The organism is Pseudomonas sp. MF6747, from assembly GCF_963890955.1.
Taxonomy (GTDB): Bacteria; Pseudomonadota; Gammaproteobacteria; order Pseudomonadales; family Pseudomonadaceae; genus Aquipseudomonas.
Genome location: NZ_CAWPSZ010000051.1, coordinates 225,443 through 248,375, shown reverse-complemented (window position 1 = coordinate 248,375; position 22,933 = coordinate 225,443). Strand labels below are relative to the sequence as shown.

General features: G+C 58.5%; 21 protein-coding genes. 8 read left to right on the top strand and 13 right to left on the bottom strand.

The genetic code is table 11. The annotated features are described in order from the left end of the window. Positions 1-275: 275 nt before the first annotated feature. Complete coding sequence (locus AACW30_RS28195; protein WP_200623948.1) at positions 276-3,443, bottom strand: hypothetical protein; 3,168 nt, start codon at positions 3,441-3,443, stop codon at positions 276-278. A gap of 606 nt (positions 3,444-4,049) precedes the next feature. Between AACW30_RS28195 and AACW30_RS28190 the strand changes: the two genes are divergently transcribed. The 7 genes from AACW30_RS28190 (at position 4,050) to AACW30_RS28160 (ending at position 9,146) form a co-directional block, all read left to right on the top strand. Continuing rightward, the gene (locus AACW30_RS28190) at positions 4,050-4,631 is read left to right on the top strand and encodes a YjfI family protein (RefSeq protein WP_119741422.1); all 582 of its coding nucleotides are present in this window, start codon (positions 4,050-4,052) and stop codon (positions 4,629-4,631) included. 17 nt (positions 4,632-4,648) lie between these two features. Further along, positions 4,649-5,347: a PspA/IM30 family protein gene (locus AACW30_RS28185; protein WP_106580262.1), complete on the top strand. Its 699-nt coding sequence runs from the start codon at positions 4,649-4,651 to the stop codon at positions 5,345-5,347. 57 nt (positions 5,348-5,404) lie between these two features. Continuing rightward, complete coding sequence (locus tag AACW30_RS28180; RefSeq protein ID WP_169367692.1) at positions 5,405-5,965, top strand: rhomboid family intramembrane serine protease; 561 nt, start codon at positions 5,405-5,407, stop codon at positions 5,963-5,965. Between the two features lie 160 nt (positions 5,966-6,125). Next, a complete protein-coding gene (locus AACW30_RS28175; RefSeq protein WP_169367691.1) occupies positions 6,126-6,800 on the top strand; it encodes a DUF2491 family protein in 675 nt (224 codons plus the stop codon). A gap of 15 nt (positions 6,801-6,815) precedes the next feature. After that, positions 6,816-7,244, top strand: a complete 429-nt coding sequence (locus AACW30_RS28170; RefSeq protein WP_200623947.1) for a DUF350 domain-containing protein — start codon at positions 6,816-6,818, stop codon at positions 7,242-7,244. A gap of 18 nt (positions 7,245-7,262) precedes the next feature. Then, a complete protein-coding gene (locus tag AACW30_RS28165) occupies positions 7,263-7,976 on the top strand; it encodes a DUF1190 domain-containing protein (protein ID WP_119741429.1) in 714 nt (237 codons plus the stop codon). A gap of 12 nt (positions 7,977-7,988) precedes the next feature. Then, positions 7,989-9,146 carry a glutathionylspermidine synthase family protein gene (locus AACW30_RS28160; RefSeq protein ID WP_200623946.1) on the top strand — a complete coding sequence of 386 codons (1,158 nt, stop codon included), beginning with the start codon at positions 7,989-7,991 and terminating at the stop codon, positions 9,144-9,146. 181 nt (positions 9,147-9,327) lie between these two features. Here the strand turns inward: AACW30_RS28160 and ycaC are convergent, their stop codons facing one another. Beyond that, the gene (gene ycaC, locus AACW30_RS28155; RefSeq protein WP_064454308.1) at positions 9,328-9,960 is read right to left on the bottom strand and encodes an isochorismate family cysteine hydrolase YcaC; all 633 of its coding nucleotides are present in this window, start codon (positions 9,958-9,960) and stop codon (positions 9,328-9,330) included. Between the two features lie 450 nt (positions 9,961-10,410). Between ycaC and AACW30_RS28150 the strand changes: the two genes are divergently transcribed. Beyond that, complete coding sequence (locus AACW30_RS28150; RefSeq protein WP_200623945.1) at positions 10,411-10,647, top strand: DUF6124 family protein; 237 nt, start codon at positions 10,411-10,413, stop codon at positions 10,645-10,647. Between the two features lie 46 nt (positions 10,648-10,693). On the opposite strand, the gene AACW30_RS28145 is transcribed toward AACW30_RS28150, so the two are convergent. The 11 genes from AACW30_RS28145 to exaC all read right to left on the bottom strand — a co-directional run bounded on the left by AACW30_RS28145 (position 10,694) and on the right by exaC (position 22,890). After that, positions 10,694-12,565, bottom strand: a complete 1,872-nt coding sequence (locus AACW30_RS28145) for a DUF2075 domain-containing protein (protein WP_124418543.1) — start codon at positions 12,563-12,565, stop codon at positions 10,694-10,696. A 24-nt stretch (positions 12,566-12,589) separates the two neighbouring features. After that, positions 12,590-12,973 (bottom strand): nucleotide pyrophosphohydrolase, encoded by a 384-nt coding sequence (locus AACW30_RS28140; RefSeq protein WP_200623944.1) that lies wholly within the window; start codon positions 12,971-12,973, stop codon positions 12,590-12,592. 415 nt (positions 12,974-13,388) lie between these two features. Beyond that, complete coding sequence (locus AACW30_RS28135) at positions 13,389-14,159, bottom strand: LexA family transcriptional regulator (protein WP_119741448.1); 771 nt, start codon at positions 14,157-14,159, stop codon at positions 13,389-13,391. Between the two features lie 214 nt (positions 14,160-14,373). Continuing rightward, entirely contained in the window at positions 14,374-14,901 is a 528-nt protein-coding gene (gene ppa / locus AACW30_RS28130; RefSeq protein WP_003176323.1) for an inorganic diphosphatase, read from the bottom strand. 93 nt (positions 14,902-14,994) lie between these two features. Then, positions 14,995-15,825: a M90 family metallopeptidase gene (locus AACW30_RS28125; RefSeq protein ID WP_119741450.1), complete on the bottom strand. Its 831-nt coding sequence runs from the start codon at positions 15,823-15,825 to the stop codon at positions 14,995-14,997. Between the two features lie 6 nt (positions 15,826-15,831). Continuing rightward, on the bottom strand, positions 15,832-16,488 hold the full coding sequence (locus AACW30_RS28120; RefSeq protein WP_106579396.1) for a DedA family protein: 657 nt from the start codon (positions 16,486-16,488) through the stop codon (positions 15,832-15,834). A 401-nt stretch (positions 16,489-16,889) separates the two neighbouring features. Beyond that, a complete protein-coding gene (locus AACW30_RS28115) occupies positions 16,890-17,348 on the bottom strand; it encodes a GNAT family N-acetyltransferase (RefSeq protein WP_017136027.1) in 459 nt (152 codons plus the stop codon). A gap of 96 nt (positions 17,349-17,444) precedes the next feature. Further along, positions 17,445-18,275, bottom strand: coding sequence for an ethanolamine ammonia-lyase subunit EutC (gene eutC, locus AACW30_RS28110; protein ID WP_106579395.1), 831 nt, complete (start codon positions 18,273-18,275; stop codon positions 17,445-17,447). Further along, a complete protein-coding gene (locus tag AACW30_RS28105; RefSeq protein ID WP_124418537.1) occupies positions 18,272-19,666 on the bottom strand; it encodes an ethanolamine ammonia-lyase subunit EutB in 1,395 nt (464 codons plus the stop codon). Before AACW30_RS28105 ends, eutC begins: the two co-directional genes overlap by 4 nt. Positions 19,667-19,719: 53 nt before the next feature. Then, positions 19,720-21,153, bottom strand: coding sequence for an ethanolamine permease (eat, locus tag AACW30_RS28100; RefSeq protein WP_106579393.1), 1,434 nt, complete (start codon positions 21,151-21,153; stop codon positions 19,720-19,722). A 216-nt stretch (positions 21,154-21,369) separates the two neighbouring features. Beyond that, the gene (gene exaC / locus AACW30_RS28095) at positions 21,370-22,890 is read right to left on the bottom strand and encodes an acetaldehyde dehydrogenase ExaC (RefSeq protein ID WP_106579392.1); all 1,521 of its coding nucleotides are present in this window, start codon (positions 22,888-22,890) and stop codon (positions 21,370-21,372) included. Positions 22,891-22,933: the final 43 nt, after the last annotated feature.

Here is a 22,933-nt window from a genome sequence, read left to right as displayed (position 1 = left end):
GGATGAGGTCCTGAAAAGGGGGCTTTCAGGGTAGGGTGTGCCGTATAGGGGAGAGTCAAGCGCCGGACCATGCCGCGCCTCAAGGCCGCGCAGTTAAGCGAACGCAATACGCCACGCAGCGAAGATCAACTGTGGGAGCGAGCTTGTCCGCGAAGACGTCAGCCCAGCAAACATTGATGTTGACTGAACCACCGCTTTCGCGGGCAAGCCCGCTTCCACAGGGATTTACGCTTGACTGAACAGCATGGGCTCGTCTGATAAATGCCTACGCAACATCAAGCCGTGTGCTTGCTCCCCGTCTCCATGTCCGTGCTGCCCCAAGGCCGCCAATCGTCGGTGTGCCGTTCACTGCCATGCGGCCCGCTGGAGCTGGTGCCGCCCGCGAGGAATTTTTCCCACAGGTTTTTGCTGTCCGGGTCGCTGTCTTTGTGCAGATAGGGCGCCAGTCGCGCGAGCGAGCTGCCTTTTTTGTCTGCGGTTTCCTGGAAGTGTTTCCACTCATCCGACTGATACTCGAACATCGACTTGTCGTCCGGCGTGTCGCGGCCGCCGTACATGTAAGTGGCATAACGCGCGTATTCGAGCTTGTCGCCCCAGTCGTCCTTGGTCACGCCGGCGTCGGCGAGGTCTTTGAAGAACTTGCCTTGGGAATCGGTGAGTTTTTGCATTTTGGCATGCTCGACCGCCTCGGCAATCAGGGTGCCTGCGACCCCGAAGATCACACCCGCCACGGCGAAAATCGGACCCGCCACACGCGCGCCGATGGCGAGCCCGCGTATGACCGTCGCGGCAACATCACCGGCCAGTTTGCCTGCCAGGTGAGCACCTTTGGGGGCGAACATCGAGATGGTATTGGCGATCGCCATGCCGGTACCGGACGCACCCCCGCCCAGCGTGAAGGCAGCGTCAGTTTTTTCCAGTGCGGTCTTGGCGTTTTTCAGTTTGCGCGCGCCGGAAACGATGTCCATCACGCCGCCGGTCAAGTCCAGGCCGGAGCCGCCCATAAACCGCAGGAACGAACGCCCCGAGGCGATCGCAATTTCGGATTTGGACGCTGGCGTACCTTTGCCGGGAAGGTCCTTGACGCCCATGTGCTCGCCCAGGGTTTTTGCGGCGCTGTCGTACTCCTTGACCTCATCGGCCGACAGGTTGCCCACGTCGAGTTTCTTGAGGGTGTCGGAAGCTTCCTTGACGCGGGTGCTGATGGATGCGGCCAGCGCGTCAGATTTTTCTGTGGTTTTCTTGCCCCAGATGTCCGGGAGGTTCTCATCGATCAAGCCGAGCCATTCAGTGGCTTTGATTTTTGCCGGGCCTTTACCGTCTTTGTCCACGTCAGGTTCATAGGGCTTAGTGCCACCCAGGGTTTCCACAATGTTCGAACCAAACTTGAGGAAATCGTTGGTGAAGCTCAAGCCGGCGACCAAGTCTTTCGCGGCGGCGATCTTCTGGTCGTCGGTCATGTTGCCGCCGCCATTGGCGAGCTGCAGCGCGCCGCTGACCAGGTTCATGGTGCCCGCCATGGCACTGAGCCCGCCGGTGGAGCTGGCGGTGTGCAGCACTGTCTTCAAGGAACCGGCGGCCGCTTCGCGATTGGCGCCCAGGCCCTTCAATTGGGTGTCGACCACCTTGTCGATGGCTTTCGGGTCGCCGCTGGCAGCCGCGAGACGAATGGCCGCTGCGATCTGTTTGTTCTCTGCCGGTGTCAGCCCTTTGATATGGCCGTCGAGGATGTCGATCTCATCCTTCATCTTTTTGTACATGTCGTAGGCTTTGTCGCCCTTGTCCAGGCCACCCAGGGCGGCGTTGATACCGCCCTTGATCATCGTGAACGAGGCCTTCAGCCCACTTTCGGTATTTTCCGGCGAGACCTTGTCGGGGTTTTCCATGTACGTGTTGAGCTGGTGCGTCATCATGTTCTGGTCGAACGTCTGTTTGCGCGCGGTGTAGCTGTCCGGTTCAAGAATGCGCAGCGACTCGAAATAGCGGTCGACGTCCAACTCGGCCATTTCCGATTTCTTCGGATCACCCGAGTCATTCATCGCGATCACATATTCTTCGAAGTTCAAGTTGGCATCACGGGTGCCGTCTTTGAAGAGGGCCGGGAATACTTGTTCGCGAACTTCATTCAACCGATCTTGCGACAAACTACCGACACTTTTCTTTAGTTCTGCATCGTAGCGGTCCTTAATCCCTTCCTTGCCCATCAACGTGGAAATTTCTTTGGCAAGTTTGTCCTCGTCGACCATCTCTTTGACGTCTTTGCCGTTCAACTGGGTCGGGGTCTTATCCGTCTCACGGTATGTGCCGCTGCCCAGGTTGATGCTCTCCGCGTAGCCGTACAGGTCGTAGCCGTTGTCCAGCGCGGCCTGGGCGTCCATCAGCTTGACGATCTTGGCTTCATCCGAGTCTTCGGCCAGCTTGCCGCTCTTGATGTCATCGCGAATGCCCTGCACAAAGTTCTCGGCCGTCTGGCCGCCCACGGTCTTGTCGTCGGGCAACTCCATGTCCATCAGCCCTTCGGCACCGAAGGTCGGGATGTTGTATTTGTCGCGCAGGGCCTGCACGTCTTCGGGCTCATCGGGCGGCGCGGCCTTGTCGGTGTGCGTCGCGTCTTTGACGTGCATCAGGTCGCCTTTGAGGCTCGAATAGCCGTACTTGCCGAAATCCTGCAAGCGCCCGGCCTCGGTGCCATGGCGGGCTTCCTTGTCTTTGGTGAAACCGTCGATGCTGTCGTTGTCTTTATTCCTGGCGTCGATGCCAGTGAGCAAATTGCCGTTTTCATCGATGCTCACCACATGTTCCAGCACCTGGGTGGCGCGGTACGCGGCGTCGGCGTCGTTCTCGAAATCGCCCACTTGCTTTTTGAGGTTGTCCTTCACGTCGCTCTGGTTGCCGAGGTTTTTCAGCAGCGGTGTGGCGTCGATAATCTCCTTGGCCGAGCGCGTGTCACCGTCGGGGCGCTTCTGCTGGTCACCCAAGTCCGACTTCACCACCTCGCCGCGCAGGCTGGAATAGCCATACTTGCCAAAATCCTGCAGCCGGCCCGCCTCAGTGCCATGCCGCGCCTCGCCATCCTTGGTGAAGCCGTCGATGCTGCTATTGCCCACATCTTTGCCATCGGTCAGCTTGCCGTTTTCGTCGATGTATTCGACATGCTCCAGCACTTTCGAGGCGCGATAGGCTGCGTCCGCGTCTTTCTCAAAATCGCCGACCTGCTTTTTAAGGTTGTCTTTCACGCCACTTTGATTGCCGAGCTGGGCGAGCAGCGGGGTGTCATCAATAATTTGCTGGGCTGAGCGGGTATCACCTTCGGGGCGTTTCTGCCCTTTACCCAACTCGTCTTTGGGTGCAGACGCTTTTTCGACGGATTTTTCCCAGGCAGCGACGGAGCTTTTTTGAGTGACCGCTGCGTCCTTTGGGGTCGTTTCTACCTTCGCTACCATGGTACTTCTCCTGATCTAATTATTACGCCTGCCCCTTTTAAAACGCGCAGGGCCGCACAACTTCCTAGGTAACTTACCCGAGGCGGTTTATTGAATAACGAGAGGGCGGCCTTAGTTGGTTGGCCGCTGGGCGTTGCTGCTGTGAAAGATGACGTGACGGAACTTAGCACGGACTTTTAGCCAATTCGCAAAGCCTTCACAACAATTCACAACGGAGAGGTTATTTCGGAACATTTATGGAGTAGGGCGGGTATTGGCAAGAGAGCCCGACGTTCAACGCGGGCTTATCGTAGAGCGCGGCAAGCTGGGTGGTGGTGCGCCGCTCCCGCCCAACAACCGTTCATCAGATTTCAATGCTGGCAGAGGCATTCTTGAGCGGAGGGTGCTTTTTGACCGGCGCGACGAACCAGGAAAAATCTCACGCGTGAGCTATTGAGCATCGCCAACATTGCCTGTAGATTTTCTCACGCGTGAGTTTTTCACAACGAGGTCAGCACCATGAAGAGCAGCTCTCCATCGAGCCCGCCAGCAGGGCCCGATCCTGATTCAGCAAGCCGCAAGGGAGAGCGCTTGAAGTCGCCCGCGAAAAAACCATCGAGCTTTTACATGAAGCAGATGCGCGCGGGCCTGGCGGCCGCCGGTTATGTGAAACACGAGACTTGGGTGCTTCCCGAAAACCGAAGCCTGCTCAAGCAAATGGAGAAACAGCTTCGCCAACCGATTCTGGCTGGCTCATTCATGTCGGAGAATTTCATGAGCGCAGGTACTAACTGGAATATCGATCGCCTCTTCACAGCGCTTCAGGCTCTTGATGAAGTGGTTTCCAACGACATTACGCTTTCTCTCGTTCAAGGCGCCGAGTCCAGCATCAAGCTGGAAATGAACGACTTCGGGGGCTTGCCGATTTACATCGCTGTGGTCGGCGAACAGATCATCGTGGACACCGTGCTGGTCGACGTCGAGTCCATCAATGACGTAACGGCTTTCAATGATGCGGTGCTGCGCAGCCGGGAGATGTTCCCGCTTTCTTCGATCGGCATCGAGTCCATGCCTAACGGCCAAGTTGTTTACAACATGTTCGGTGCGTTGAGCTCCGACTCCAGCCTGACCAACATCGTGACTGAGGTGAAAACCCTGGTCGACAACGTGCAGCGCGCCAGCGAAGCCTTCGAACGTTTCTTCAATTAAGTATCCGGGAGTATCCAATGACTCAGTCCATCTGGAGCAAATTGTTCACCGCGCTGCGTGGCGGTGCCAGCGAAGTCGGCGAATCGATCGTAGACCAACAAGCCCTGCGCATCCTCGACCAGGAAATTCGCGACGCCGACACGGCGCTGGCCAACGCCAAGCGTGAGCTGGTGAGCATCATGGCCAAGCACAAACTGGCGGCTGATCGCGTCGGTGAGTACGACGCCAAGATCAAGGACCTGGAGTCCAAGGCCATGGCCGCTATCCAGGCCAATCGTGAAGACCTGGCCATGGAAGTGGCCGAAGCCATTTCGACCCTGACCAACGAACGTGACGTCGAGCAAAAGCAGGCCACGGAGTTTGGCGGGTACGCCGACGGCATGCGCAAGGACATCACCAAAGCCGAAAGCCGGATCAAAAGCCTGCGCCAGCAAGTGGACATGGCCAAGGCGCGCGAAAGCGTACAGAAGGCCCAGGTCAGCGCGTCCATCGCCAGTGGTGGCGCCAACGGCAAGCTTGAAACCGCCGTCGGTACCCTGAATCGCTTGCAGGCCAAACAGCAGCAACGTGCCGCTGAGCTGCAAGCCCAGGATGAACTGGCTGAGGCATCCACGGGCACCGACCTGGAGCGCAAGCTACGCGACGCCGGCATCACGCCGGACACAGGCAGCGCCAATGCGATTCTGGAACGCCTGAAGCAAAAGTCGGCCGAGTAAGCCGCGCCGAAGCAAGAAGGGCAGGCTCTGCCCTTCTTTTTTTACATCGAGGTCAGGATGGATGCCCTGAAGGGTTTCAAGACAATCGCAGGCCTTGCCCTGTTGATGGTTGCGCTGCAACTGGTCAATGTGGCGACCGGTTACAGCCTCATGGCATTCGGCCTGATCCCGAGAACGGTGCAGGGGCTGCTCGGCATCCTCACCTCACCGTTTTTGCACGCGTCGTTTGCTCATCTGAGCGCAAACCTGATCGCCTTTTTGGTCCTGGGCACCTTGGTCATTGTCGAAGGAGTCCATCGGTTCATTGCCGTCAGTGCAATCATTATTTTGCTGGGCGGTTCGCTGGTCTGGCTGTTCGGTTTCAGCGGCGTACACATCGGTGCCAGCGGCTGGGTATTCGGGCTCTGGGCCTACCTGCTGTCTCGCGCCTGGTTTCATAGAAGCTGGAGCAACCTGATAACGGCCGGTGTTGTAGCGGTGCTGTATGGTGGCCTGGTCGTGGGTTTCCTGCCTCGTCAGGGGATCTCGTTCGAGGGGCACTTCTTTGGCGCGTTCGCCGGGTTTATTGCAGCCAAGGTACTTCTATCCTCGCCGCGCAGCAGGTTTAATGCCGGGTGAACGCGCTTGAGCCTCCGCACGCCGAGGCGATCTTGTCATTCGCAATCAAATACCCAGGGAGTCAGGGGCCAAATGTCGATGTTTCTTTTGTTGCGCCTGCGCGCCGCCTCCCTCTTTCCCCGCTTCTGCATCGCCTCCGCTCGCCTCAAGGAAATCTCCAATGGGATGGTTTAAACAATTGATGGGGCTTGAGGCCCCGAAAGCGAATACTGCGCCGCAATGGACAGCCGGCAACACCCAGCCGGCCACCGGGCCACTAGGCCTGGCACCCGGCAAAGGCGTGATGTTCGACGCGAGCCTGAAATTGTTGCTCGATGAAAAAACCACGGTGGTGATCCCCGGCTCCCAGGAAATCTGGGCCAACGGCACCGTAGACCTCGGCCAGTCGACCTGGCTGTCGCGCTATTACATGAACGACGAAGATTACTGGCTGCAGGTGCACACCACCGGCGAGATCGCCGGGCAGGTCGAGTCGGTGATCCTGTTCAACTACCTCAGTGTCGTCACCATCAGCAGTGAAGCGGAACTGCGTCGACTGGCCGGGCCACAGAGTCTGATCGGGCTGCCGACCTACACCCACAACGGCGTCGAATACGCCCGTGTGTGGGGCAGCGAGGCTGGCCAGACAGAGCTGGTGGCAATGACCGAACAGGTTGTAAACCCCGAGGACGCCTACAGCGTCGAGCACCGTTCGATGCTGTACGCCCGCGACACCGGTCTGACTGATCGTCGCGAGTTTCTGCTGTTTTCCGTCGAAGAAGACGCAGAGGGCACCGTCAGCCTGAGTACGTCGCTGGGCATTTCGCTGTACACAACTGACCTGACTACGCTTTAAAAAAAGGAAAACCCCATGCTGGAAGCGCTCTCTATCTCTCTGAACAAAGCCGCTGTGTTTGGCTTTGTCACCTACATCCTCGGTGCGGCTGTGCTGTTCGCACTGTTCCAGTTCATCTACACCCGCATCACGCCGCACAAGGAGTTCGAACTGATCCGCGCGGGCAACATGTCGGCTGCGGTCGCGCTGGGCGGTGCCATCATCGGCTTCGCCATTCCGGCCAGCAACGTGATTGCCTACTCGATCAGCCTCCTCGACTTCGTCGTTTGGGCGGTGATCGCCGCCGTCGTCCAACTGTTGGCGTTTCTGCTGACCAGCCTGGTGCTCAAAGGCACGTCCGAGCGCATCAAGAATGGCGAACTCGCCGCCGGTATCTACGTGGCCGCCGTGTCCATCAGCGTCGGCATGTTGAATGCCGCGTGCATGACGCCTACCCAGAACTGATCGCGCACGGAGCTCCCGATGAAACGAAGCAAGTACGTCCAGTTGTCGCTGGCAGCGTCGGTCGCGATGGCGATATCCGGCTGCGGGCCGACCGAAAAAACCTACGATTTGCAGAAGAAGTACAACTTCCAGTCGGTTCAGCAATGCGCCGATGAAAAACTGCCGGTGGATGTGTGCTCGGACGCCTACATGACGGCCATGGCCGAGCATCGGCGCATTGCCCCGGTGTACGACAGCCAAGCCGATTGCGATGCCGACTTTGTCGCCAACTGGTGTCAGCAGGATTCCAACGGCAAGTTCATCCCCAAACTGGGCGGTTTCGAACTGACCGCCGCCGGCCAGGTGACGCAATCCCAGGTCGATGCGGCCAACGCTCAAGCCGGCGGCGCCCAAGCGAACAGTGGCGGCTCAGGCTTCTCCACCAGCAGCCTGCTCACCGGCCTGCTGATCGGCAACATGCTCAGCAACAATCGCAACAGCTACCGCTCCGAGCCGGTCTACCGCTACCGCGATGATCGCGGCGATTACGGCTCTTCGACGCTCAACCAGCGGGTCTCGAATGGGGCGACGTTTGGCCGGTCCAACCAGGCCAGGTACGGCAGCAGCAACTACACCAACACGCTGCGCTCCTCCAGCAAGCCGGTGTCCGTGGCGTCCTCGACCTCCCGTGGCGGCTTTGGCAGCAAAGCCAGCGCCCGCAGCGGCTGGGGCGGCGGCGGGTCGAGCAGTTAAGGAAACCGGGCCATGAAAAAGATCCACTGCGCAGAGCGTCATGACTGGAAACAGACCGCCGACAGCCTCGGCTTTCTGTTCCACACCATCGACGACGAACCCTACTGGGACGAGAGCGCCTACTACCAGTTCACGCTCAAGCAAATCGAGCGCGACCTCGAAGACCCGACCACCGAGATCCATGACATGTGCATGGACCTCGTGGCCCGTGTAGTGCAGAGCGAAGAGCTGCTGGAACGGCTGAGCATTCCCGCGTCGTTCTTCGACATGATCCGAACCTCATGGCTCGAAGGCCACCCGCACCTGTACGGGCGCATGGACTTCTCCTACAACGGCACCGGGCCCGCCAAGCTGCTGGAACTCAACTACGACACACCGACCAGCCTCTACGAGGCGGCGGCGTTTCAATGGGGCTGGCTGGAACAATGCATCGAACGCGGCCTGCTGCCCAAGCATGCCGACCAGTTCAACAGCATCGACACCAAACTGCACCAGGCCTTCGCCCAATTGCAGGTCAACCAGCCGTTCTACTTCGCCTCGATGAAAGACTCGGTCGAAGACAAGGGCACCACGGACTACCTGCGCCTGGTCGCGGAAAAAGTCTGCATCGAATCGCGCCACATCGACATCGAAGACATCGGCCTGACCAGTGATGGCCGTTTCGTCGACCTCGAAGATCGCTGGATCCCGCACCTGTTCAAACTGCACGCCTGGGAATTCATCTTCCACGAGCCCTTCGGCGCCGCGATTGCCGAGTGCGATACACAGTTCTTCGAGCCCGCCTGGAAATCCATCCTCTCCAACAAAGGCGTCCTGCCGCTGCTGTGGGAATTCAACAAAGGCCACCCCAACCTGCTCGCGTCCCACCTGGATACCGACCCCGGCAAAGCCGTGCCAAAGGGCTGGGTGCGCAAACCGTTCTTCTCCCGCGAAGGCGCCAACATCGAACTGCAAACCGCCGACGGCCTGATCGTAAAAGAAGACGGCCCCTACACCGACGCGCCGTTCATCCTCCAGGAATTCGCGCCGCTGCCGCGCTTTGGCGACAGCTACACGCTGATCGGGTCCTGGGTGATTGGCGATCAAGCGGCGGGGATTGGCGTGCGAGAAGACAATAGCTTGATCACCAAAGACTCAAGCCGGTTCTTGCCGCACCTGATCCTCGACTGAGTAAGGGCAAACAGCGCCTCTGTGGTGAGCGGGTCTGCACCAATACTCAAGGCAGCGAAGATCAAATGTGGGAGCGGGCTTGCCCGCGAAGACGGTGTATCAGTCACCGAATATATCGACTGATTCACCATCATCGCGGGCAAGCCCGCTCCCACAGGTTTTTGGGGAAATCCCCTCAACCTCAGCCCTGGCGCGCCGTCACCGCCGCATACCCATTCATCAAATTCCGGTAGTTAGGAATCCGCTGGGACAACAAATTCCCCAACCCTTCCATGTCATTGCGCCAGTCGCCCTGCAACTCACACGCCACCGAAAACCAATTCATCAACTGCGCACCGGCCTGCGTCATCCGGCTCCACGCCGCCTGCTGCACCGTGGTATTGAACGTGCCCGACGCATCCGTCACCACAAACACCTCAAACCCCTCCGCCAGCGCCGACAACGTCGGGAACGCCACACACACATCCGTCACCACACCCGCAATGATGATCTGCTTGCGCCCAGTCGCCTTGACCGCCTTAACGAAATCCTCGTTATCCCACGCATTAATCTGACCCGGGCGAGCGATATAGGGCGCCTCCGGGAACATCTCCTTCAGCTCCGGCACCAACGGGCCGTTAGGGCCTTGCTCGAAACTGGTGGTAAGGATCGTCGGCAGGTTGAAGAACTTCGCCAGGTCGGCCAGGGCCAGCACGTTGTTCTTGAACTCGTTGGGGGAGAAGTCCTGCACCAGCGAGATCAGGCCGGTTTGGTGGTCGACCAGCAGAACTACGGCGTCGTCTTTGTTCAAGCGGCTGAGGGTTGGAGTGCTCATGGTTGAAATCCTTTTTTTAGTTGGGTTGGTTTGGCGTTGCGTTCAACATGGGCACAGATTAATGGGTGGGGCGTGGGGGATAAATCAGGTGGGAGGGGTAATACTGTCAACTCAAAGGTGACAATGGTTTAAGGGCCAGCAGTACCGGTCCCTTTCATTTGCAGGACGTTTCCTAGAGAATCCCAGCGGCTTGCGCCAGCAAAATCCCGCGACTAGGCTGCGGACCGTCACGGCATTTTCAGTGATCGGGTTTAGTCGCCCGGATTCGATTGGCGCATAAGCAATTCATGAGTCAGGCCTCCCTCCGCCTGCATCTTATGGTGGCTGTGCGCAGGGCACCTTCGGGTGCGCCGGGTTCCCAATCGACCGGTCGACTAACCTGCGTACAGCTGCCGCCTTTCGTTTAGTCGCGGGTAGTGGCAGCTCCAAATTATCGATTGGAGTTTTGCTATGGATAACGTTTTTTCGGATTTGCCATCATCGGCTGCGACTAAGCCATTTACTGTTAACGAAGAGCTGAGCTTTGAAGATGCCTGGGTGCGTGTTGCGGAGTTGCTGCAGTGTGCGGTGGCCACGTCGCAGGCGCTGGGTGAACCGCTGGGCGCGCCGCATCGGGCGGTGATGCATTTGGTGGAGATGGCGAAGATGGTGGCGGATCGGGCTGTGGAGTGTTTGCAACCGAGGTGATACGAGGCGCTTGCTTCATGTAACTGAAGCAAGCGCAAACGAGCTATCAATCTTGGCTTTGATTTGTAAGTCGGCCCGCAAAGTACTGAGCAGTTTCAGGATCTGTGCAGTAGAGATAGCAGCCCTTCATTCCTCGAGTCATCAAGGTCCGGTACGTGTTCTTGATGATCAAGTCCGTTTCCCGTTTGGCCAGTTCGGGTTGCTCCTTCATCATCTTTTTCCAGCCTCGAATGGATTTGTCGTTCTTATCTCTTGCAAGGGCAGAGGTGAGAACGCGTCCATCACGTACGATGAGATCCGGCCCGATAATCACACCGATGTAATCGACTTCCAGACCTTGGCAAGTATGGATACAGCCGACCTGATCAACCGAATTCTCCGCGATGATCCACAAGCTGCCATCCTGATCCAGATTCCATTGGCGTTTGTAGTCGCTGCCTATAACAATGTCGAACTCTCGAGCATCTTTCTTGCTGCGCCACGGCCAGCAATAACCGGCTACCACTCGGGCTTTGTTGCCGTGGTTTTTTTGCTCGATGGCCGCATGCATGGCTTGAGGTGTGTCGAATATTTTGAATTCATACTCGCTGTTATCGAGCAGTGGGTTGGCGGTTGCACGGATATCAAGCACGTCATCCAGCCACGCCAGATAGCAGTCAGAGCCACTGCAACGGAACTGTGATGACAGCGTGTATTCTTCGACATCCGCCCCTTTGGCTTTTGCAAAGGCGCGGATGGCTTGTTTGCTGCCAATGTCATTCAGGGTGACTCGTTGATCTTCATCGATGAAAAAGACTGAGCACTTGGCCGACTCGATTAATTCCTTGATTTGGTTTTCACCCAAATTTGCGTAAAGCCCGCTTTTTTCGTTCAGCCGGTGGGCCTCGTCGACGATGAGCGAATCAAAGGTGTTGGGGACAGTATCGATGAAGGCGCCTGAGCCTGAGAATAGATTCGAGAAGTGACTACGTTTGACCGTACCCACCAATTTGCTTTCATAAACTTTTCTCGGCGCAGCGTTCTTTGATACGTACTTGCTGAGTAATCCAAGGCTTGTAAGCCTCACGAGCAAGTTGATTGCCAGGACTGTTTTTCCTGTCCCTGGGCCGCCCTCGATGATAATCACCTTCGGCGCAGCCTCAGAAGCGGTGCTGGCCGCTGCAAGTGCGGATTCAAACGTCGCTTTTTGATCGTCGATCAATATAAATTCTGGCTGGCCTTTCAGAAGTCCTTTAAGTGCGTCAGCCAAAGCCTTCGACGGGCGAATTTTTCCGTTGGAAAGCTCATAGAGTATTTCCTTGTTGTCGCCGTGAAGGATGTGTGTCTTGAGAAAGGCGCGCAGCTTTTCCAGCTCATCCGGTCCTTTGAGGAAGAGCGGAGCTTTGCTTATGTACGCCTCGTAATGCGCCGAATTTATGACCCCATCACTGACATAGTTGTGAAGATAAGCGCAGGGGCGGACCTCAATGCTTTTGTCATAGACCGCCTCGTTGAAGCCTTCCAGCAATGCGGCGTACGACCAGACTTGGTAAGAAGGATGGATGGTTTCCACTATTCCGCCACCCAAGGCGGTTTTGACGATTGCGTCCTTAGTGGTCGCTGTCGATTTACTCCACTGCTTTAACTCAATCAGGACGGCGTTCTTACCTTGATTTGCATCCCTGCCAGTCATCAAAAAATCGATACGCTTAGAGGATTGGGGAATGTGCAGTTCAATAGCCAATCCGGCGTCATTCGGCAGTTCCTCATCTCGGAGCACCTTCGCCATGTACGTCAGCGAGCCCTGCCAGGATTTTATCTCCGATGCCCCAACGCGCTTGCCCGTGGCTTCTTTGTAGTGCCTGAGAATGACCTCTTCGATGTCGTCGTTATCGTTGTCTTTGAGGAATTGCTGTTTGGTCGCAGCGTAAACGATCACGAGAAATCCTTAGCGCGTGGTATGTCAGAGTTGGTCGTATTTTTTGCTGGAGCTCTTGGCTTTATCGACTGGGTACTTCAATCCGTTAATCGCGAGTTTGCTTTTGGTGGCTTCGTTCAGATCGACACCCAACACACTGGCCAGGCGGACCAAGTACATAAGGACGTCTGCGAGTTCGTCTTTTACGGCTTGTGCCGTTTCAGGACGCTTTGCCGCTTGCACGGAGTCGGCCTCACTCATCCATTGGAAAATCTCGCAGAGTTCGCCCACTTCACCCGTCAGCGCCAGTAGAAGGTTCTTTGGAGAGTGGAATTGTCGCCAGTCACGATCATCAGCAAAGCGCTGCAATGAAGCAGAAAGATTTTCAACGTTTACCAGGTGCTCGGATGTGCTACCTACTTTGCTCACAGGCTGGCCTCTTGATCGCCGATGGTTATCGCATCCGTAAATGGATTTGGAAAACTAGACGGGGATTGTAAGAGAATTCTTTCTTGCTGTGAGTTTTTTGCGATCTGGCCTTGAGGTCAGTTTTTCGGAGAGCCATTCAGGCTTTTGAGAATGAGGTTACGCGTAAGCCAATCTGATTTAGCTGCGTGTGCTGATCGAGAATTCCAGGCAATAAAAAGCCGGCTTGTGGCCGGCTTCTCGGGGACTGCCTCAGCTTGTTTTTGACAAACCTCACCAGCCTTCAAATCGCTCAGCCCACATCACGTCGGGCTGAATAGTAGGGGCATCAGCGGGAACTCCTCCGCATCGCCAGGCAGGATAGATAGCGCAAAGCCATCCCCTGCCAAATGTGCGGCGGATGATACCCACATTCACCTCAAATGCCTACCTCCGGGTCCGATTTAGAGCCTTCCCAGCCCAGCAGGTGTTCGTCCAGCGGCACCGGTCGGCGGTTGTTGAGGGTGGACCACCAGAATACCCAGCCCACGATCTGAAAGTTCTGTTCGAAGCGTTGCTCGTGGGTGAGGTATTCGTCGGGGTGTTCGCTGGCGTTGTGGCTGCGCATGCGCAGGCCGCCGCCGGGGCGGTTGTAGAGGTATTTGATGCGCAGCATGCCGTCGTGTTCGACGGCGTAGATTTCGCCGTCGGTGATTTGGCTGCGGCCGCGGTCGATGGCGAGGGTGGCGCCTTGCTGGATGATGTCGATCATGCTGTTGTCGACCATGTAGGCGCCTATGGCGCGGTCGGGGTTTACGTTGAGGGTTTCCAGAGTGTGCAGGGAGACGCGGATGCGCTCGGTGGAGGTGAAGGTGGGGTGGAGGGCAATCTCCACGTCGATTTTTTCCGGGAGGCGGGTGGGGCCGGTGAGGTACTTGCCGCTGTCTTCGCGGGTAGGCAGTCCTTTGGTGGTACCGGGGCCTTCCAGCAGGAAGTTGGCCGGTGGGTGTTTGAGGCCTTCGCCGGTGCGCAGCCAACGGCTGGAGACGCAGAGCAGTTCTGCGATCTCGTTGAGTCGGCCCATGGGCACGCCGCGTTTGAACCAGTTGTTCACGTGTTGAGGCGTGACGCCGCGGTTTTTGGCGAAGTCGGAGGCGGAAAGATGAACTTCCCGTAATAACGCTTTTAGTCGATCACCTGATGTATTCATAAACGCAGAGTTTACTGGCCGAAAAAAGACATCAAATAAACTATGCGTTGAATTGCGCGTGTAGGGATTTACTTAGTTGTAGGTCGATATGTCAGTGTCTTAATGCTGTTAAACATGGCGCATTAAACATTGCACTTGGAGTTTAATTTTTCCCACAAAAAAAGCCCCGAATAGTCGGGGCTTTTTTGATTGCCGGGGCAATGAGGAGCGGGTGTCAGCCTTTGTAGGCAGCCACCGACTTCATGATCTCGGCGCGGGCGGCGTCTGCGTTGCCCCAACCGTCGATCTTCACCCATTTGCCTTTTTCGAGGTCTTTGTAGTTCTCGAAGAAGTGCTTGATCTGTTCCAGCAGCAGTGGCGGCAGGTCGGTGTATTCCTTCACGTCCACGTACAGCTGGGACAGCTTGTCGTGGGGTACCGCGATAACTTTGGCATCGCCGCCGCCGTCGTCGGTCATGTTCAGGATGCCGACTGGGCGCGCGCGGATAACCGAGCCTGGGGTAACCGGGTAAGGGGTTACGACCAGCACGTCGAGGGGGTCACCATCGTCAGCCAGGGTGTTGGGGATGAAACCGTAGTTGGCCGGGTAGAACATTGGGGTGGCCATGAAACGGTCAACGAACAGGCAGTCGCTGTCTTTGTCGATTTCGTATTTGATCGGCGCGTGGTTGGCCGGAATTTCGATGGCGACGTAGATGTCGTTCGGCAGGTCTTTGCCAGCCGGAATCTTGCTGTAGCTCATTGGGCGTTGCCCCCGTAGTTGGCCATGGAACATGGCCGGATTGGCCTAAAAGTGGCGGCGATTATAGGCATATTCTGACGCCGATGCCATGCGTCAGACGTCGTACGGCGCGTGGCGTTCCGTCTGATAGCGCGCGTCGCTGGCTTGCAGTTGGTGCAGGCGGGCCAGGGGATCCTGGCGATAGAAGCGGCTCAGTTGCGCGTACACCTGTGGATAAGTGCTGACCAGTAAATCCGGGGCGCTGAAAAAATATTCGCTGGTGACGGCAAAGAACTCCGCCGGGTTTTCGGCGGCGTAGGGGTCGATCTCGGTGTCGGCGTCCGGGTGGGCGTCCAGCTGGCGATTGAGGTCATCAAAGGCGCTTTGCATCACGCTGGCCCATTCCTGCACGCGCATGTCATGGTGCAGCGGCGGCAGGCCGTTGGCGTCGCCGTTGAGCATGTCGAGTTTGTGCGCCAGCTCGTGGATCACCAGGTTGTAGCCTTCCCACTGGCCGCTGGCCAGGACGCCAGGCCAGGCGAGAATCACCGGGCCTTGCTGCCAGGCTTCGCCGCTGTGTTCGCCGTCCCACTCATGCTCCACGCCGCTGGCGTCGCGATGGCGTTGCGGGCTGACGAAGTCGTCGGGGTACAGCACGATTTCGTGGAAGCCCTGGTACCAGTCGAGGTCGCCCAGGTTCATCAACGGCAATTGCGCCTGGGCGGCAAGCAGCAGGCGCTGTTCCTGGTGCAGCTCGACGCCGGGCAGGGCGGTGAGGTGTTTTTCGGCGAGAAAGACTACGCAGGCTTCGCGCAGCCACTGGTCTTGCTCGGCGCTGATACCGTCGAGAAAGCTCAGGTGGTGGCGCACCCGTTGCCAGGTGTCATCGGCAATCGGGTGCTTGGCCAGCAGGCGCCGGCGACGCCAGGCGCTGAGGGACCACATCGCAGGTTACTGCGGTTTGGCTTCGGAGGACGAGCGGCCAAAGCGACTGCGGAACACACCGATGATCATCGGGATCAGCGACAGCAGGATGATAAAGACCACCAGCAGCGACAGGTTCTTCTTGATGAACGGCACATTGCCGAAGAAGTAACCCAGGGTCACCAGGCCGCCGACCCACAGCACGGTGCCGAACACGCTGAACCCGAAGAAGCGCGGGTAAGGCATTTTGGCGATGCCGGCGACAAAGGGCGCGAAGGTACGCAGAATCGGCAGGAAGCGCGCCAGGGTCACGGTTTTACCGCCGTGCTTGTCGTAGAACTCGTGGGTTTTTTGCAGGTAGTCGCGGCGGAAGATTTTCGAGTTCGGGTTGCTGAACAAGCGTTCTCCCACTGTTCGCCCGATTACGTAGTTGGTGCTGTCACCCAGGATGGCCGCCAGCATCAGCAAGCCGCCCAACAGGATCGGGTCCATGCCGCCACCTGCCGCGATAGCGCCAGCGATGAACAGCAAGGAATCGCCGGGCAGGAATGGCATGACCACCAAGCCGGTTTCGCAAAAGATAACCAGGAACAGAATGGCGTAGATCCACACTCCGTAGTTTCTCACCAGCATGTCGAGGTAAACGTCGAGATGCAGGATAAGGTCGAGCGGGTTGAAATCCATGGATGGCACCTGTGTGAATGGCCCGGCTCAGCAGGCCAGTGCGGGGTCTACGGGTAAGTAAGGCTACAAGTGTATGCCGTATTTCTTACAACCCTGAAAGGTCCGCATTATACGTATTGAGAGGTGAAAAGCGTGTGGGTTTTGTAGCGGGGCATGTCGCAGGTACTTCCGATCTAGATTGATCCAAATGTGGGAGCGGGTCGTCTGTGGCGAGCGGGCTTACCGTGGCGAGCGGGCTTGCCCCGCGTTGGGCTGCGAAGCGGCCCCCGAGAAGTTCTGCATTCCTTCAGGTATAACTCGGCGCCTGGTTTTGGGGCTGCTGCGCAGCCCAACGCGGGGCAAGCCCGCTCGCCACAGGAAGCTCACTTGCCGCATTAGGAGGCCAAAGCCATTCGGCGTTATCAGTCTTCGCTGATCGGTAACACGTAGTTCTTGAACTCCGTATCTTCGCGAAAGCCAATCGACTCGTAGGTCTTCTGCGCCACTTCATTGTCACTGCTGGTCGACACCCGCAGCCGCACCGCCTGGGTTTCCTTGGCCATTTTCTTGGCCGTGCGCATCAGGTTGTCCGCCACCAATTGCCGGCGCGCATCTTCGGCCACGTAGATGTCATTGAGGATCCACACGCGTTTAAGCGACAGCGACGAAAAGCTCGGGTACAGCTGACAAAAACCCAGCAGTCGCTTGTCATCATCGTCGGCCAGGGCCAGGTAGATCACCGACTCCTTGCGGCGCAGGCGTTTTTCCAGAAACGCCCGCGATGAGTCGGGGAACGGCAGCGCGCCATAGAACTCGCGGTATTTGACGAACAACGGGGTCAACAGGTCCAAGTGTTCCAGGGTCGCTTGAGTAATCCGCATGCCAGGCCTCAACTTCCAAATGGGGGATGACCACACAAGCGGCCGTGACCGGATGCTGCCTAATGGCGCAAAAAAGCGCAATCGTGCGGCTATCGGTCATTCCGGCGGGCTGAGCAGGAAATTGCCTTTCATCAGGTCAGGATCATCCGACTCGATGGTCTGTACCTGTGCCTCGTCCTTGAGGTTGACACCCGACAGCTGCCGGCGACACGCCTCTTTCATCAAGTAAAGCAGGCGATGCGCGGCCATGCCGTAGCTCAGGCCTTCCAGGCGCACGTTGGAAATGCAGTTGCGATAAGCATCGGTGAGCCCGACCTTGGGGTTGTAGGTGAAATACAACCCCAGGCTGTCCGGCGAGCTGAGCCCCGGCCGCTCGCCGATCAGAATCACCACCATCTTGGCGCCCAGCAACTGGCCGATTTCATCGGCCACCGCCACGCGCCCCTGTTCCACCAGGATGACTGGCGACAAGGACCACCCTTCGGCGTGAGTCTGTTCTTCCATGCGTGTCAGAAACGGCAACGTGTGTTTATGCACGGCCAGCGCCGACAGCCCATCGGCCACCACCACGGCCAGGTCCACACCGCCAGGGTTCGCGGCGGCGTAGTCGCGCAAGCTCTGCGCCGACTCATCACTGAGGCGTCGCCCCAGGTCCGGGCGTTGCAAATACATATGTCGGTCAACGGCGGCACTGTGCAGCAGCAAGCTCTCACGGCCGCGCTCGGCCATTTGGCTGCTCAGGCCTTCATGGTCAAAAGGCAGGTGCACCGCATCGCGCGCCTGGGCGTGGGCGAATTGGAAGTCCAGCTGCGCACTGGTGGGAATGCTGGTGCCGGTGCGGCCCAGGGCGATGCGCGCCGGGGTCAGGCGGCGCAGTTCCAGCCACGGGTTGTCAGGCAGTTCTACTTGCACAGGCGGCTCCTTCATCCCAATTGCTTCAAGGCGTGGCGAAACGCCGGTGGCAGGCTGTTGCCGAAGTGCACCTTGCCGTCGGCTTGCGTGAAGATGCCCATCTTGGCCAACCACTGTTCAAACTCCGGCGCCGGTTTTAAACCCAATGTTTGTCGGGCGTACAACGCGTCGTGAAACGAGGTGGTCTGGTAGTTGAGCATGATGTCGTCGGAGCCGGGGATGCCCATGATGAAGTTGATCCCGGCCACGCCCAGCAGGGTCAGCAGGGTGTCCATGTCATCCTGGTCGGCCTCGGCGTGGTTGGTGTAGCAGATGTCGCAACCCATCGGCACGCCGAGCAGCTTGCCGCAGAAGTGGTCTTCCAGGCCGGCGCGAATGATCTGCTTGCCGTTGTACAGGTACTCCGGGCCGATAAAACCTACGACGGTGTTGACCAAAAACGGCTTGAAATGCCGCGCAACGGCGTAGGCGCGGGTCTCACAGGTTTGCTGGTCGACGCCAAAGTGCGCGTTGGCCGACAAGGCGCTGCCCTGGCCGGTTTCGAAGTACATCAGGTTCTGGCCCAAGGTGCCGCGGTTCAGGCTCAAACCTGCCTCGTAACCCTCCTGCAGCACGCTCAGGCTGATGCCGAAACTGGCGTTGGCCGCTTCGGTGCCGGCAATCGACTGGAACACCAGGTCCAGCGGCACGCCCCGGTTGATAGCCTCGATGGACGTGGTCACGTGAGTCAGCACGCAGGCCTGGGTGGGGATTTCGTAGCGCTGGATGATCGCATCAAGCATCTCAAGCATGGCGCAGATCGAGGCGATGCTGTCGGTGGCCGGGTTGATGCCGATCATGGCGTCGCCGTTGCCGTAGAGCAGGCCGTCGAGAATGCTCGCGGCGATGCCCGCCGGCTCGTCCGTCGGGTGGTTGGGCTGCAGGCGCGTCGACAGGCGCCCGCGCAGGCCCATGGTGCCGCGAAACTGAGTGACCACGCGGATCTTTTGCGCAACCAACACCAAGTCCTGCACGCGCATGATCTTGGAGACGGCGGCGGCCATTTCCGGTGTCAGCCCCGGCGCCAATGCGCGTAGGGCGTGTTCGTCGGCCGCGTCACTGAGCAGCCAGTCGCGCAGGCCGCCGACGGTGAGGTGGCTGACCACGCTAAACGCCTGTTTATCGTGGGTGTCGATAATCAGCCGGGTGACTTCGTCGCTTTCGTAGGGGATCAGCACTTCTTCGAGGAAGTGCTTCAACGGGATGTTCGCCAACGCCATCTGCGCCGCCACGCGTTCGCCGTCGTTCTGCGCGGCCACGCCGGCCAGGAAGTCCCCGGAACGCGCCGGGCTGGCCTTGGCCATCACGTCCTTGAGGCTGTTGAAGCGGTAGGTCTGTGCACCCACCGCGTGGGAAAAGCTTGCCATACAGTGTCTCCTTGGCGACGCGGGCCAGCTGCCCGCGTCGAGGTTTACGGCATTCAGTGCAAGGCGGCCTCTGCGGCCTGGATCGCGGCGAATTCTTCTTCGGGCGTGCCTGCTACCAAGTGATGCCGGCTGTAGAAAGCAAAGTAAGCAATTAATACTCCATAGATGATCGCGGCGCCAATCACCACCCGCGGATCCACCAGAAAGCCCGCCACTACGGCCACGCAGGCCAGTACCAGCGCGACACCAGAGGTGAAAATGCCGCCCGGCGTGCGGTACGGACGGTCCATTTTGGGGCGGCGGATGCGCAGGGTGATGTGCGCGGCCATCATCAGTACGTAGGAAATGGTCGCGCCGAAGACCGCCACCAAAATCAGCAAATCACCCTGGCCGGTCAGCGACAGGCCAAAACCGATGATGCCCGGGATCACCAGCGCCAGCACCGGCGCCTTGCTTTTGTTGGTTTGCGACAGCTTGCGCGGCAAGTAACCGGCGCGGGACAAGGCGAAGATCTGCCGCGAATAGGCGTAGATGATCGAGAAAAAGCTCGCGATCAGCCCGGCCAAGCCAACCAGGTTGACGAAGCTGCCCATCCAGGTCGAACCGCCGTAGGACAGTGCCAGCGCCTCAACCAACGGGTTGCCCGACTTGATCAGCGCGTAAGTGCCGGCGCCGCCGGGTGCGATGACCAGAATCAACAGGGCAAAACTGGTCAGCACCACAATGGCGCCGATCAAGCCACGAGGCAGGTCACGCTTGGGGTTCTTGGTTTCTTCGGCAGCCAGCGGCACGCCTTCGACGGCGAGGAAAAACCAGATCGCATAGGGAATCGCCGCCCAGACGCCGACGTACCCGAACGGCAAGAAAGTGCTGGCGCCTTTGGCCTCGGTCACGGGGATGTCCAGCAGGTTCGCAATGTTGAAGTGCGGCACCATCGACACCAGGAACACGCCCAAGGCAATCGCCGCTACAGCGGTAATCACAAACATCAGCTTCAAGGCTTCGCCCACGCCGAAGATGTGGATGCCGATAAAGATGATGTAGAACGCCAGGTAAATCATCCAGCCGCCAATGCCGAACAGTGACTCGCAATAAGCGCCGATAAACACCGCGATGGCCGCGGGGGCGATGGCGTATTCGATCAGGATCGCGGTGCCGGTAAGGAAGCCGCCCCAGGGGCCAAAGGCGCTGCGGGCAAAGCCGTAGCCGCCGCCGGCGGTGGGGATCATGGAAGACAGTTCGGCCAGCGAGAAGCACATGCACAGGTACATGGTGGCCATCAGCAAGGTGGCGAGGAACATGCCGCCCCAGCCACCTTGGGCCAGGCCGAAGTTCCAGCCGGCGTAGTCACCGGAGATCACATAGGCAACGCCAAGGCCGACCAACAGCACCCAGCCGGCGGCGCCTTTTTTAAGTTCGCGTTGTTGGAAGTAGTCGGTGCCGACTTTTTCGAAGTCGACGGAAGAGCCAGTGGGTTCGCTAGGCATGGGAAAGTACCGTCCATTCTTATTGTTTTAACTCGGCCTCTTTGTGCCGAATGCGAGTTGCGAGTACTTGCGTAGATCTAATGTGGGAGCTGGCTTGCCTGCGATAGCATCAACGAGCTGTGCCTGACACACCGAGGTGCCTGCATCGCAGGCAAGCCAGCTCCCACACTTGATTGCATGTCAAGTTGAGAGCTGGTCGCCTGTTACAGGTTTAAGTTAGAAGAAACCCAACGGATTAATGTCGTAGCTCACCAGCAAGTTCTTGGTCTGCTGGTAGTGATCCAACATCATCTTGTGCGTCTCACGGCCCACACCGGACTTTTTGTAACCGCCGAACGCGGCGTGCGCCGGGTACAGGTGGTAGCAGTTGGTCCATACGCGGCCGGCCTTGATCGCGCGGCCCATGCGGTAGGCGCGGTTGATGTCGCGGGTCCACACACCGGCGCCCAGGCCGAACTCGGTGTCGTTGGCAATTGCCAGGGCTTCGGCTTCGTCCTTGAAGGTGGTGATGCTCACCACCGGGCCGAAGATTTCTTCCTGGAACACGCGCATTTCGTTGGTGCCCTTAAGCAGGGTCGGCTGGATGTAATACCCGCCGGCCATGTCGCCGCTGAGCTTCTCGACCTTGCCGCCGGTGAGCAATTGCGCGCCTTCGCCCTTGGCGATTTCCAGGTAGGACAGGATCTTGTCGAACTGCTGCTCGGACGCCTGGGCGCCGACCATGGTGTCAGTGTCCAGCGGGTCGCCGCGTTTGATCTGCTCGATCTTTTTCATCACCACTTTCATGAAGTCGTCGTAGATCGACTCTTCCACCAGCGCGCGCGATGGGCAGGTGCACACTTCGCCCTGGTTGAAAAACGCCAGCACGAGGCCTTCGGCGGCCTTTTCGATAAACGACGGTTCGGCTTTCATGATGTCGGCGAAGAAGATGTTCGGCGACTTGCCGCCCAGCTCAACGGTGGACGGAATAATGTTCTCGGCCGCCGCGTGCATGATGTGCGAGCCCACCGGGGTCGAGCCGGTAAAGGCGATCTTGGCGATGCGTTTGCTGGTGGCCAGGGCTTCGCCGGCTTCTTTGCCGTAACCGTGCACCACGTTCAGCACGCCTGGCGGCAGCAGGTCGCCGATCAGTTCCATCAGCACGTTGATGCCCAGCGGTGTTTGCTCGGCGGGCTTGAGCACCACGCAGTTACCGGCAGCCAGGGCCGGGGCGAGTTTCCACGCGGCCATCAGCAGTGGGAAGTTCCACGGGATGATCTGGCCGACCACGCCCAGCGGTTCGTGGAAGTGATACGAGGCGGTCAGTTCGTTGATTTCGGCGCTGGTGCCTTCCTGCGCGCGGATGCAGCCGGCGAAGTAGCGGAAATGGTCGGCCGCCAGTGGGATGTCGGCGTTGAGGGTTTCACGCACGGCTTTGCCGTTGTCCCAGGTTTCGGTGATGGCCAGCAGTTCGAGGTTCTGTTCGATGCGGTCGGCGATTTTCAGCAGCACCAGCGAGCGGTCCTGAGCCGAGGTCTTGCCCCAGGCATCCGCGGCGGCGTGGGCGGCGTCGAGGGCTTTGTCGATGTCTTTGGCCGTGGAGCGCGGGAAGTCGGCGATGGGCTTGCCGTTGACTGGCGAGGTGTTGGTGAAGTAGTTGCCATCCACCGGCGCGACGAATTCGCCGCCGATGTAGTTACCGTACTTGGCCTTGAACGAAACAATCGCGCCTTCAGTACCGGGATGTGCATAACGCATGGTGGGTATCTCCTGACTTTTATGTTTATTGGAGTACAGCGGT